10 protein-coding genes and 1 CRISPR repeat array are annotated in these 13,809 nt (G+C 38.5%); of the genes, 9 read left to right on the top strand and 1 reads right to left on the bottom strand.

The features are described from left to right. The first annotated feature begins 12 nt into the window (after positions 1-12). The 3 genes from dnaB to LBN07_00040 all read left to right on the top strand — a co-directional run bounded on the left by dnaB (position 13) and on the right by LBN07_00040 (position 4,411). Positions 13-1,458, top strand: a complete 1,446-nt coding sequence (dnaB, locus tag LBN07_00050) for a replicative DNA helicase (GenBank protein MDR0849864.1) — start codon at positions 13-15, stop codon at positions 1,456-1,458. Positions 1,459-1,579: 121 nt separating this feature from the next. Beyond that, on the top strand, positions 1,580-2,659 hold the full coding sequence (locus LBN07_00045; GenBank protein MDR0849863.1) for a hypothetical protein: 1,080 nt from the start codon (positions 1,580-1,582) through the stop codon (positions 2,657-2,659). A gap of 123 nt (positions 2,660-2,782) precedes the next feature. Beyond that, positions 2,783-4,411, top strand: a complete 1,629-nt coding sequence (locus tag LBN07_00040; GenBank protein ID MDR0849862.1) for a hypothetical protein — start codon at positions 2,783-2,785, stop codon at positions 4,409-4,411. Between the two features lie 151 nt (positions 4,412-4,562). On the opposite strand, the gene LBN07_00035 is transcribed toward LBN07_00040, so the two are convergent. Next, complete coding sequence (locus tag LBN07_00035) at positions 4,563-5,405, bottom strand: DegV family EDD domain-containing protein (protein ID MDR0849861.1); 843 nt, start codon at positions 5,403-5,405, stop codon at positions 4,563-4,565. 189 nt (positions 5,406-5,594) lie between these two features. Between LBN07_00035 and LBN07_00030 the strand changes: the two genes are divergently transcribed. The 6 genes from LBN07_00030 to LBN07_00005 all read left to right on the top strand — a co-directional run bounded on the left by LBN07_00030 (position 5,595) and on the right by LBN07_00005 (position 11,327). Further along, positions 5,595-6,266 carry a helix-turn-helix domain-containing protein gene (locus LBN07_00030; GenBank protein MDR0849860.1) on the top strand — a complete coding sequence of 224 codons (672 nt, stop codon included), beginning with the start codon at positions 5,595-5,597 and terminating at the stop codon, positions 6,264-6,266. A 55-nt stretch (positions 6,267-6,321) separates the two neighbouring features. Beyond that, entirely contained in the window at positions 6,322-6,801 is a 480-nt protein-coding gene (locus LBN07_00025) for a hypothetical protein (GenBank protein ID MDR0849859.1), read from the top strand. Positions 6,802-6,893: 92 nt separating this feature from the next. Then, positions 6,894-8,876, top strand: coding sequence for a class I tRNA ligase family protein (locus LBN07_00020; GenBank protein MDR0849858.1), 1,983 nt, complete (start codon positions 6,894-6,896; stop codon positions 8,874-8,876). A gap of 139 nt (positions 8,877-9,015) precedes the next feature. Next, positions 9,016-9,795, top strand: coding sequence for an aquaporin (locus tag LBN07_00015; protein MDR0849857.1), 780 nt, complete (start codon positions 9,016-9,018; stop codon positions 9,793-9,795). 291 nt (positions 9,796-10,086) lie between these two features. Then, positions 10,087-11,085, top strand: a complete 999-nt coding sequence (locus tag LBN07_00010) for a metallophosphoesterase (GenBank protein MDR0849856.1) — start codon at positions 10,087-10,089, stop codon at positions 11,083-11,085. Positions 11,086-11,093: 8 nt separating this feature from the next. Next, the gene (locus tag LBN07_00005; protein ID MDR0849855.1) at positions 11,094-11,327 is read left to right on the top strand and encodes a hypothetical protein; all 234 of its coding nucleotides are present in this window, start codon (positions 11,094-11,096) and stop codon (positions 11,325-11,327) included. A 674-nt stretch (positions 11,328-12,001) separates the two neighbouring features. Next, a CRISPR array of direct repeats spans positions 12,002-13,769; the repeat unit is 31 nt; unit sequence GTTATAATTTAACTAAGTGTAGAATGTAAAT. Positions 13,770-13,809 lie beyond the last annotated feature (40 nt).

The raw sequence follows: 13,809 nt of genomic DNA, 5'->3' as shown, positions 1-13,809 counted from the left end.
AGGAGAAAAATTATGGAGAAGAAAAGAACAGCAGCAAGAATGATGCCGCATAACATTGAAGCCGAGCAGGCGGTGCTGGGGTGTAATCTTATTGACAATGAGGCATCCATCGGTGTTATGATGCGCTTAGGGGCTACGGATTTTTATACCGAAGCACATAAAACCATTTTTGATGCTATGGAGCATATTTATAATGCTCATAACCCCATAGATTTTGTGACACTTACCGATGAGCTCGAGCGTATGGGCACTATGGATGCTGTTGGCGGGATTGACTATATAACTACTCTAACCAATATTGTTCCGGGTGCTGCCAACGTAGATAATTATGTGGACATTGTAAAGCGCGATTCAGTTTTTAGAAACCTTATTAAAGCCAGTAATCAAATTATTGACAAGGCTTATACAAACGAAGAAAAGAACAATGTTATTGCCTTTGCCGAAAAGTGCATATTTGATATTGCACAGAGCGATGAGCTCAGCAGCTTAGAGCAAATTGAAAGACCGCTTCAGGATGTTATCGCCAAGCTTGATATGGTGTCAAGGGATAAAAACGCGCTAAGAGGTGTTTCCACCGGATTTAAGGAACTTGATAAGATAACTCGAGGGCTTCAAAACAGTGACCTGATACTTCTGGCAGCACGCCCTGGTGTGGGAAAGACAAGTTTTGCTATGAATATAATAAACCACGCGGCACTAAACCATAAAAAGAAGTGCGCGGTATTTACACTTGAAATGCCCAAAACGCAGATTGCACAGCGTTCGCTGTTTAGCGTAGCCGGCATCAGCATGACCAAGGGGCTTAACGGAGAGCTCACTAAGGACGATTGGAAGGCCTTGTGGACTGCCAACAAAAAGTTGAGTGAAGCGGGGATTTATATAGACGACTCGTCCGGCAGCACTCCGGTAGATATATTAAGCAAGTGCAGATGGCTTAAGCTTAAATATGGTCTTGACCTTGTTATGATAGACTACCTTCAGCTTATGAACGGCATGAGCAGGAACAAAGAAAACCGTCAGCAGGAAATAAGTGAACTGACGCGCAACTTGAAAATTGCCGCCCGCGAACTTAATGTGCCGATAATTTTGCTCTCTCAGCTAAGCCGTGCACTTGAGAGCCGAAAGGATCACAAGCCGCAACTGAGCGACTTGAGAGAAAGCGGTGCGATTGAACAAGATGCCGACATAGTGTTGTTTTTATATAACCCTGACAAGCATAATGATGTTGTCAGCGAGGACCCGCCGGGTGTGTGTGAGCTTATTATAGCCAAGCACCGAAACGGTGAAACGGGGACAGTCAAGCTCAGATGGATTGGTGAAATTACTTCGTTTAAGGATGTTGACAGCAGGGCTGAGCCTCAAAAGTATATTCCTAAGGCTGAGGATATTCCGCCTCCGCCCGAAGACCCGCTACCTCCTCCTCCGCCAGTTCCGGAAGAAATTGATGATATATTTTAGTTAAATAAAAGAGGGTATTATAATGACAGTGTATTTTAATACACTGTTTTTTGCGTTTACATATTGACATGGGGGGGGGGGCAGTATGCTATACTATTAGTGTTTAAAGGAGAGAATTTATATGAGTATTTTGGGATATCGGTGGGAAGACCTTATAAGATTGCGCAATAAGGTGATAATGCTTATTATCAGAACTGACCCGACTAAGGATGTGGATGAAGCTGAAAAGATTTTAGAGATGGCTTTTGATAAGGCTAAGACAAACAGTATTGACCCAATTGGTCCTGACCTTTTAGTAGGAGTTGATGTTGCTAGTGCAATTTTGAAAACTGTAAAGCAGAAAGGGGGAGTAGGGGGTGTTGAGGCTGTGAGTAAAGGCAGAAAACTTTATAATCGTATTTTAAGCATGATTAATAACAAAGAGCCTATGTCGCAGGTGACAGTAAACCCAAATCACGAAACATTTTTAAAAAACGCGGCAGAGGAGCATAAAAAAGGCGAGCCGGAGCCGACGCCCGATGAGGAAAGGGAGTTTGAGAAAAAAATATCAACCTCAGAAATTAGAAAGATATTTGAGGGAGGAATTAAACCCCGTCCGTTTATTAAGGAAATGCTAGAGTTAGATAAGCAAAGTGCTAAACTAGATCAGGAAATTGTTGAATTTAATAAGAAAACTGCTGAGCCTATGGAAAAAGCTCCTGATTGGTTGGCTAAGGAGGTTGCAGAACTTGAAAAGATTCCCAGAGAGAAACGTACAGTTGCGCAGCAGTGGCAAATAGAAGATTTTAAACATCTGTATTTTAATGAACCGGAGAGTTCGTTGGGTTGTCTTATAAGTTTGTATGGTTATGAGTGTGATAAAAGGGAACTTGCTAAACTTTTTAAAATTCCCGAAAGTGAGCGCACAGCCGCACAAAACATGAATATAGAAGGATATGAGCAGTCGATCAGATATGTAGATGAAGGAGGAGGACTCAGTCAGGAAGAACGGAGGCTTGCAGGCATGACTATGGAGCAATATGAAAAGGAAAGAGTTTTAGAGACTGAGCATCAGCCCAAGGCCCAAGTTGAGCCTGAAAACCCACGGGAAGAGAACGGGATAAAAATGAGTTTTAAGTTGTCATCTGAAGCTGAAGCGATGGGATGGAAAGTTGTTTCAGAAAGTAATCCTATTAAAGAGCCAGAAATGGGAATGACATAAAAATAAAAGGCACAAATGTTGTGCTTTTTATTTACAATTTTTATCTTATGAGGGCTTGTTTTTTATTCAAAACACTTTCTTGACTAAAGCTGATAAATATTGTATACTTTAAACGAGGTGGACATGAAAAAGACTATTGGCAGATTTTTTATGTATCTTGGAATTATAATCGGAGTTTGTATTACTGCGGTTTTAGTCTGCGGCGTTGTTTTGATGACTGTGCCAAACAGCAATATATTCGGCGTAAGATATATAAAGCTGGATAAGTCTCATGAGTTTGCTTATGACGAAACAAATATATTAAATGTTGATGCTATATTTATAAAAACCAACCGTATGTCAGTCAGCATTGAACCAAACAAAATAAATGATAAACTGATTGTTTCTTATAAAGAAGGCGTTTCGGGTTTTGTGGATGTAAACCGTGCTAAAGTGTCATATAGTGCAGAAGTTGTGCAGTGGTCGTTTAATGACAACGCGGGCGGAGCATATAATAACGTAAACACTCTTATGGTGGTGTTTGAAGAGCCTGAGGGATGGGTATTCCCCAAGCAAAACGCTATTACTTTATATGTGCCTGAAATTATGACACCAAAATTGTATTCGGTGCAGACGCAGAGCGGTCAGATAGATTTTGTGGGTGAGGTTGGCGGCTTTGCGATAAATGAAACCAAGCTCTTTATGGCAAAGATAGAAGGCGGCGGCAGCAATGTAACTATAAATTATCCTAAGTTTGACAGATATATACTAAAAACCGACAGCGGAACGGCAAGCTTTAAAAATTATGCTCACACCGCAGGCTCGGTGACCACAAACAGCATAGACGCCAGCATAGAGTTTGCTACAAATTCAGGTGCGTTTGATGTAAGCAACTCACGAAAGAACGGCACAATAAACGGAAACGTCAGAATTGTTTCAAGCTCAGGCGTAGGCGGTCCCAGATTTAAGGCGGATATAATAAACGGCAACCTGAATGTGATATCAAAAACGGGCTTTGTGACAGTGGGGCAGCTTGGCGCAGAAGGCAGTCCGGTTGGTATGCAGGTGTTTTCGACAAATGTTACGATTGATATAAAAAAGGTTTACGGCACAATATTGTCTCTGCCTATGGACAGTGAAGAGCCTAAAGTAAAATATACTATAGAAGAGCTTACGACACCTGCTCTTAGCGAAATTGAGGCGGGAAAGGGTGAGGTGACTATATCTAAGGCAGTTGGAAATTTAATTATTACCACTACTTCGGGCGGCATTAAGGTAGGGAGTGCAAAAGGTAATGTTTCGGCCAACACTGTGACCGGCACAATTGACATAACCTTTGAACAGACAGCGCCGGCTTATGAGCTTAACATAACTACTAAAGAAGGCGAAATAAAAGCCAACAATATGAGAGGTAAGGTAACCATTTCGGTTTTGGGAGAGAGCGGCAAAGATAAGAAAATGACACTGAGGTTTATTAATGTCGTTAAGGGCAGCACCATTTCGGGCAGAGGCTATGATATAGATTTAATCTCAAAGGTGGGCAGCGACATATATATGCTGGTGTGCTCAACTTCTGTAACAATCAATCCCAACACTTCACACGGTTTGTTTAGTCCGGTATCATTATCCGACCCTGACTATGTGTCTGGTGCACACTCTTATAGGGTGGGCTATACAATCTGGGACGACCCAAGAGTAAATGATAATATAGGAAAGATTGTAATAACAAAAAGCACAAGCAAGGGAAATGTTACCTTATCCGGCGAAATATAAAAAATTATAGTTGCAATAAAAATTAAAAAACAGCGATGTTTGCGCTGTTTTTTGTATGTTTTTAAGGAGGGTAAAGAGGCGGATGAGTTGGTCACCCACCTCAGTTTTTTGCTGTTTGTTACACGGGGCTTTGACCTGTAAGATGTATCTGTTATTTGTTTATGTAAAGTATTCCTAGTGTGTGTTCTCCGCAGTGACAGGTAATTGTGCCACCTGCAGTGCTTTCGTAGATATTTTTAAATCCAAGCTTTTTAAGAGCGGTTTTTGCTTCGTTTATCATCTCGGGTGTAGCAGTAGTATATGTCACAAAAGCGTTTGTGAGGTCGGGCTCAGGGTTTTTTTGTATTATATCTTCGCAGTATTGTTTTACGACCTGATCCATTTTTCCTCTAAACTTTTTGCCCACATTCATTTTTCCGTCTTTTAAGAATATCTGTGGTTTTAATCCGAATATGTTGGCTCCAAGCAACTGTAGACCGTTGCACCTGCCGCCTTTATATAGATAGTCCAAACGTTCAATAACAAAGCTTGCCTGTATTTTTGGTGCCAAAGAATTGGCTTTTTTATGAATTTCCTCAGGAGTTATATTTGAATTACGTTCTATTTCCTGAGCACCCCAAAGAGCAAGCAGGCCTATGCCGGTAGATAAACTAAGAGAATCAACTACAAAAACATTGCTGAGTTTTTCTGCAGCAGCTTTTGCCTGAACAATGGTAGTTGAAAAATGATTTGATATTGAAAAATGTACCACTGCGTCGTAGTTTTTGAGAAGTGCGCTGAAATGTTCATGAAACTGTGTTTCGTTTACGGCGTTGGTTTTGGGCAGTTTTTTTGTTTTTGTCACAAAACTGAAAATTTCGGCAGGAGTTACTTCTCCGTCTTGTCGATGTTCGTCACCCAAAACTACACCTGAAGCGACAAGGTGTATATTATATTTTTTTATAAGTTCCGGTGACAGGTCGCACATAGTTTCGGCTGAAATTGCTATTTTCATAATAATTCTCCTTGACATATTTTAGTACTATTATTGTAATAAATTGGCTTTAAAAAATCAAATAATTTAACATAAAATTTCTATACTGTTTGGTATACTTGCAGTAGAGTTAAAAAAGCATAACTCTAGTGTGAGTAGAGTTTGAAAAATAGTTTGCCAAAGCATTTGATAATATGGTATAATACCCACATGGAAGAAATAAAAGAATCGCCTGAAATCGAACCTAAAACCGAAAATGAAAGCAAGGACAGAGTGCTTGCCAAAATCGTTGCTAAAAATTTGGTGGCATTCAGGAGGCATGCGGGGCTCACTCAGCTTGAGCTTGCCGAAAAATTAAAATATTCAGACAAAAGCATTTCTAAGTGGGAACGCGGTGAAGGGCTTCCTGATGTTACTACGTTAAAGGAACTTGCTGATCTATATTCAACCACGGTGGATGCCCTACTTAGCCCCAGCACAAGGGCAGAAAAGAGCGGCAAGATGGATTGGAAGGACGTGAGAAAGCGCCGGTTTATTATTTCGGTTTTAGCGGTTGTTTTTGTATGGATGATGGCGGTTAGTATTTATTCGTGTATTGTATGGGTTACAGAGCGTCCCGAAAATTTCTGGCTGATATTCATATACGCTATACCCATTTCTGCCACAGTTCTCTATATTTTTAATATAATATGGCGGAACAAACTGTTTAACATTATAGTGATTTCGGTCATTGGCTGGTCACTTGCGCTTAGCGTATTTTTGAGCATAAGCGGAAATTATTTATGGCTGATGTTTGTTATTGCGGCGGCGTTTCAGGTGCTTGTGCTTGTTTGGATGTTTTATTTAAGGGAAAAATTAAGAAAAAAGCGCATTTCAAAATAAAGAGTGAATATTTGAAGGTTGAGTGGTTTTGTTGTCAAACAACAAGGAGGCTAAAATGGATATAAAGAAGATAATGGATAAGTTTGAGCCGGAGTTTGTCAAGGATGAAAATTCAAGGCTTCCGCAGGAGCTGTTTGCTGAAGGAGCCGGGAATTCGCTGGTGGAGGGCAAAAAGCTTAAGACCCTGTCACTTAAAGAAGTTTCGCTGATAAAAGGGCCCGATTTTGAAAAGTTTAGTAAGGCCGATCAAGATATTGCTATGAAAATTGCTGAATGGTGGTTTGACAAGTTTTATGCCACCATCAAAAAACCGATTGTGGTGCCAGTGGAAAAAACCAAAGCAAGTAAGATTGTTAACATAAAACCAATAAAGCCTGATATCAAAAAGGATGTCACGACAATGATTGCGGGCACATCAAAGACTGCGACTGTAACTTCAAGGTCAATTTCAGAAAGTGTTGACGATTTGGATTTTTATAAAGACCTTAAGGATTCACCCGTTAAGTCTATTGAAGATTTGAAAAAGAAAAGATAATTTAATTAACGGCAGGATATAAAAAGAAAATAGCCAAAACCCATAAGAATAAGCCTGAAAAAAATGATAAAGAATAATTTGACGGAGAAAATATGGACAAAGTAAAAGAAATTATAGGAGAACTTTTTGATAAGCGCCCCAAACTCCCTAAGAGAGCGGTGGTGACTGCGGGTATGCCTAACGGAAACAAGGATTTGCATCTGGGGCATATTTTACTTTTTATTTCAAGTGATGTTTTTGCAAGGTTTTTACGTGACAATCTGGGCTATGAAAACGTAATATATGTTTCGGGTACCGATGGATACGGCTCTATAACCGAAGAAAAATTTAGGCTTCTCAAAGAAGCAGGAGAAGTCTTTGGCACAGTTGAAGACATGGTAATGAAGTTTCATGTTATTCAGACAGAGACGATAAAAAAGTACGGAATTTCACTCAACTTATTTTCAGCGTCATGTCTTTGTGCGACTAAAGCACTTAAGGATGCCAGAGATATTCACACTGAAATTTCCAACAAGATTCTTGACAGTTTTAAAAAGACGGGTAATATAAAAAAACTAGCAACGCTCAGTTTTTATGATGAGCAGGCGAAGTGTTTTTTAAACGGCAGACAGGTTGAAGGAAAATGCCCTATTGAGGGGTGCCAAAGTGAAGTGGGTTATGCTGACGAGTGCGCTTTGGGGCATCAATATTCGCCTAGCGAGTTGATTGACCCTGTGAGCACAGGCACTAAAACTAAACCGGTTTTGAGAGAAGTCAACAACTATTATTTTGACCTTGAGGTTTATAATGAATATTTGACGCGGATGATTGAGAAATTAGAAGGGCGTTCTGATACACGCAAAGCTATGCTTAAGGAAGTGCGCGAGTTTTTGAAAGTGCCGGAAATTTATATTCATGAGAGTGGAACAGAAGGTTATAAAGGTTGCAAAGCAGAATTACCCAAGCATGAGGTTTTTGAAAATAAAACAGTGCTGACGCTTAAATTTGACAAGGTATCTGACAGAGAAAGGGCAGTAGAAGTTTTAAATGCAAACGGTGTAAGGTTTAGAACAGGCAAAACTCTGGTACCGTTCAGAATTTCAGGCAATGCAAAGTGGGGCGTGCCTATCACAGGAGAGGAGCTTACGTTTTATGTGTGGCCTGAAAGTCTGTGGGCACCGCTGTCGTTTGTAAAGGCACATCTTAAGGAAAGCAATTCGAAATATTCTCTAAGGGATTTTTGGTGCAGCGGCGACGCTAAGGCTTATCAATTTATTGGTGAAGACAACATATTCTTTTATAATGTTGCTCAGCCCGCTATGTTTAAAGCTTTGAGTGCAGGTGAAGAGTTTAAGAACCTTAATATGAGCACGGTCGTATCATATAAACACATTTTAGTGAGCGGCAAAAAAGCCGCTACCAGCGGTAAGTATAAGGCGCCTAAAGCTAGGGAGCTTTTGGATTATTACACCTCCGAACAGGTGAAAATGCACTTTTTGGGTCATAATTTTGGCTATAACACTATGGAGTTTAAATCAAAGGCTTTTCACCCTGAAATGTTTGGAGCCGAACAGGATACTTTTGTTGCCGAAGGAAATCTACTCACCAATATATTTAACCGTATCGTGCGCTCAGTATTTTATAGCATCGGTGAATATTGCGGCAACATTATGCCAAAGGGTGAAGTGAGCAGAGCCGTGTTGGAAGAGAGTTTCAAGACAATAATAAACTATGAGATTGCCATGATGAATTTTGAGTTTTATAAAATCGTAAATTTGCTTAATGACTATTTTAGAAACGCCAATAAGGCGTGGTCAAAAAATATGACTGACGCCAGAAACAACAATGATATCAGGCTTCGGGAGCAGACCATAATAGATGCATTATTTATAATAAAAACCGGTATAATGCTTTTGCATCCCATAACGAGCGATAACACTGAAAATGTTGCTGACAGGCTGGGGCTTGATAAAACTATGTTTGAATGGAAAAATATTTTTGAGCCGATATATCAATTTGCTAAATCCCTCAAAATAGAACCGTTGCCTGAAAAATATGATTTTTTTAAAAAGCATCCGAGTCAAATAGATTTTTAAAAAGAGGGTTAGCCCTCTTTTAATTTTGTGATTTAAAAATACATAAAAGTTCAAAAATTGCAAATAATATGATATAATTTGATTGCCAGAAAAATTTTAAAGTGCTAAAATTATAACAATTTAGGAGGTATAGAAAAATATGACAAAGGCTTTTGACTTAAAAAAACTTTTTGCAGAATTTTTGGGCACAGCATTACTTGTATTGTTTGGTTGTGGAGTTGCAGTATTTGCCGGACTTGGCGGAGCAGGGAATGCCGCGTGGATTGTAACGACAGCTCTTGCGTTTGGTTTGGTGCTGATGATATTGATTTATGTGATAGGACCTATTTCAGGCTGTCACGTAAATCCGGCGGTATCTTTGGGTATGGCCATTACTAAACGTATATCATGGCTTCAGTTTGTATTCTATTCAATCGCTCAAATTATCGGAGCCATTGCAGGAGCAGCGCTTCTTTATGGTATAACAGCGCTTGTCGGGGTTAATCCGGCAGCTGGAGGAGCAATTGCTCTTGGACAAAATGGTTGGGCAACAGGCGGCGATGCTATCTGGGCAGCGCTTATTGTTGAAATAGTTTTGACTTTTGTGTTTGTGCTTACGATTCTTGCCGCAACAGGCAAACAGGGTGCAGGCAAAAAAGCGGGCGTAATTATCGGTCTTTCGTTGGTGCTTGTTCACTTGCTTGGTATTATGATTACCGGAACCTCAGTAAACCCCGCCAGAAGTTTTGGACCTGCATTGCTTGCTATGGGCACTGCAATAGAACAGGTTTGGCTGTTTATAGTAGCTCCCTTGATTGGTGCGGCAATAGCTGCAATAGTGGCAAAGTTTGTGTTTAAAACCGAGGAAGCAGGTGAAGTCAAAGCAGTAAGGGCAGAAGAGACCAATGCTATTGAAACCAGACCCACAAAAAAACAATAATTTTGCATATATAAAAAAGACCGTTCAGGTCTTTTTTTGTTTATTGTTAGATTCCCTTTCTGCTACGGCGTATTATGATTATAGATGACAATTTTATTTATGCTTTTGTCAAATGTTTTTTTGTGTCAGGTGTATTCTTTTGCGCGATATGGCAGAAAATAATTTAATAAAGCAAAGTTAATATTGTTTAAATTATATCATTACTTTTTTATCATTGCCAACCAAAAAAGCTTTGTAAAATTCCTATAGATGTTATATAATAAAAACATGAAAACAAATGGGAGAAAAAAGATGAGTCCGATATTATTGGGTGTGCTGATTGTTTTAGGCACCATTATTTTGGCTGTCAGCTCGGTGCTCATGTATATAGCTTTTCCTCTTAGCGCGTCACCTCAGGGTTATGATTTTGATAAGGATATGGCCTTTGACGTGAGCCTTGGGGAAGTGTTTGATATGCAGGGTGAGGAGTTTAAAATTTTGATGCTGACAGATCAGCATTATAATTCTGTAATTCTTGACAACAAAACTGACAAGCTGGCTGACAAAATGGTTGAGCAGACTAATCCCGACATGATTGTGCTTTTGGGTGATCAGGCCTTTACGCCGTTTAATCAAAATGCATATAAGCATTTGATAGCAAAGATGGACAGCTATAAAATTCCGTGGGCTCCGATTTTCGGAAACCATGATGCTCAGGGCAAAGCTCAAAAAGAGTATTTGGCCGATTTACTTTTAAAGTCTAAGTATTGTATCTTCAGGTATGGTCCAAATATAGGCGGCGCCGGCAACTATTTTGTAAACATAAAAAACGGCAGCGATTTTGTTCATACCATATATCTAGTGGATTCACGTGAGAAAAACGGAGGCTATCAGCCGCCAACTGAGGAGCAGCTGAAGTGGTATGAATGGGCGGTAAACGGCATGACGGCTTTGGGCGGCGGTTTAGTGCCGTCAACACTTATGTTGCATATACCGCTGCCTGAATATGTTGTGGCTTATGAAGAAGCAAAGGCAAGCAACACCGTTTTGTATGGTGAAAAAAGAGAGCGGGAGTGCCCATCTGACCCCAATGTCGGAATGTTTGAGCTGATGAAAAGCTTGGGCAGCACAAAAGGAATGTTCTGCGGGCATGACCATACAAATGATTATTCGGTAATGTATCAGGGAATAAGGCTCAGCTACTCTGTCAGCAGCGGGTTTGGCACCTATGGCAACAAAGATATAAAGGGAGGTACGCTTCTCACCATTCTCACCGACGGCACCACCACGCAGCAGCCTCTATATTTTTAAAGTAACAAATGGAGGGTGAAACGGCCGACATAGTGATGGGCGGACATGTTTTTGGAGATCATCTGCAGCAAGAGCTTGATGAGCTTCTGCGCGTAACAAAACCGGGTGGTGTGATTATTCTCATCCTCGGCAACATAGACAAGGACAACGCCAAGCATAAGTTCTTGCTTGACCGAGGCTTTAAGTTCAGCAAATTCTATCGGCCCGTCGGCCTTAAACGCAAATATTGGCTGATAAAGTGAAAGTAATTTCTATTGATTAGTTAAATTATAACTCAGACGAGATAAAAACAAAGATGAACATGGACGCAGCAAGTTCACAATTCCCCTGTTTATTTTTTACATTCTATTTGATAGTTAAATTATAGTGTAAAAAAGCCGCTATATTTTGAAATTACAACAGAATTTATATTCTATTCAATAGTTAGACTATATTCAACTGACAAGTGTGAGTATGAGTGAGTTAGTTTGATTTATAGTCTACTAACTAGTTAAATTATAACTGCCCAGACACCCCACAATACTGAACTTGTTTCTTTATTTACATTCTATCTTATAGTAAAATTATGTTCCTAAATTTAATTCTATTTTAACACACTAACCAAAATTAGTGAACTGAAACATAAAATTGTTCAGTAAAAGATTTTCATCAAATTTGATTGTAGAAACTATATTTTTGAAAACTGCCTAAAATTATTTGGAAAATTTGTAATGAGCAGGTATAATGTATATTGCATTTATAAAACAAAATTCTGTTAATGTTTTTTCTGTCTGTTGATGTATGATGGCCCTGAAAACCCAGGTCTGCGACAGCAAAAATAGCTCAAAATTCGCAGAAATACCAATCTATAATCTTCAAATGCACAAATTTTCCCTATTTCCCATTCAAAAACCCTCCAATTTTCCCCGTTTTACGGGTTATAATTTAACTAAGTGTAGAATGTAAATAGTACAATGTTCTCGCCGTATACGCCAAGTGCGTCGGTTATAATTTAACTAAGTGTAGAATGTAAATAAGGTTCGAGTTCGACAAAGATTGCAAGGATATAAAGTTATAATTTAACTAAGTGTAGAATGTAAATGTATTCACTTAATGCACCATAGCGTTGGATACCACTCGTTATAATTTAACTAAGTGTAGAATGTAAATAGCGATTTGTGTGGTCAAGAAGTGTGGGGTCAACAAGTTATAATTTAACTAAGTGTAGAATGTAAATAAGACTTTGAACTGTTGACCAAAAACAGTTTGATTGTTATAATTTAACTAAGTGTAGAATGTAAATCCGAGATTGACTGTGACATTCCGTCGTCTTTCATTTGTTATAATTTAACTAAGTGTAGAATGTAAATAGAACTACGACGCAAACGGTGCTTTGAAATCGTTGGTTATAATTTAACTAAGTGTAGAATGTAAATTATTTTAGAACACCTGTCAAACGATTTTGCCTACCGTTATAATTTAACTAAGTGTAGAATGTAAATTAATAAAACGCACGTGCATTAATAGTCGGATTCTGCGTTATAATTTAACTAAGTGTAGAATGTAAATTTCGTAAGGTTCTGTTTAGCGGTTTGGAACTTCTTGTTATAATTTAACTAAGTGTAGAATGTAAATTTGTTTAATGGTTTTGTTCTTGTACTTGTAAGCTGTGTTATAATTTAACTAAGTGTAGAATGTAAATAAAAGATGCAGGCTTTATGATTGATGCTTGGAATAGGTTATAATTTAACTAAGTGTAGAATGTAAATTACTCAAATCACCTATCCTTTACCCTATAACACATAGGTTATAATTTAACTAAGTGTAGAATGTAAATGGCTTAAAGAGGGCTACCAAGAAGCAGCTAAACAAAGTTATAATTTAACTAAGTGTAGAATGTAAATGTTTCTTCATCAAGAGCTTCAGTTTCAAAATATATTGTTATAATTTAACTAAGTGTAGAATGTAAATTATCAAGTCCCTCAGCCAGCCTTTGCCCTTTCTGAGCGTTATAATTTAACTAAGTGTAGAATGTAAATATGGATTGAGTCTTGGTAGTACTTGTTGTTCCATGCGTTATAATTTAACTAAGTGTAGAATGTAAATACGTTGGTTCTCCTTCATTTGCGTTATAGTTTGTTTGTTATAATTTAACTAAGTGTAGAATGTAAATACATTTTGAGCAATCGCCATTAGCACTTCCATAAGTGTTATAATTTAACTAAGTGTAGAATGTAAATAACTTGCCTTGACGATTATGACGATTTAGAGACTTGTTATAATTTAACTAAGTGTAGAATGTAAATTGATCGCAAAGCGGCTGCCACTCGTCATCTGGGCTAGTTATAATTTAACTAAGTGTAGAATGTAAATCTTTTACCCTGAGGGTTGTGAAATTCTAACTCCCAAGTTATAATTTAACTAAGTGTAGAATGTAAATACGTATAGCGATTGTGCTTGTTTTTTTGACAAAAATGTTATAATTTAACTAAGTGTAGAATGTAAATCAGAATATCAAACTGAGCTCGCTGACTGTTTTGAAGTTATAATTTAACTAAGTGTAGAATGTAAATGAGAGGGATCGGCCGTGGTTATGTCAAAAACTCTCGTTATAATTTAACTAAGTGTAGAATGTAAATTCGTAAACCACGCTAGGACTTCGATATGTTGTAGAGTTATAATTTAACTAAGTGTAGAATGTAAATGAGAGGGATCGGCCGTGGTTATGTCAAAAACTCTCGTTAT

Source organism: Christensenellaceae bacterium, assembly GCA_031260975.1.
In the GTDB taxonomy this organism is placed as follows: Bacteria; Bacillota; Clostridia; order Christensenellales; family UBA1242; genus JAISKJ01.
The sequence above is the reverse complement of the archived record's forward strand: the minus strand, read 5'-3'. Positions and strand labels throughout refer to the sequence as shown.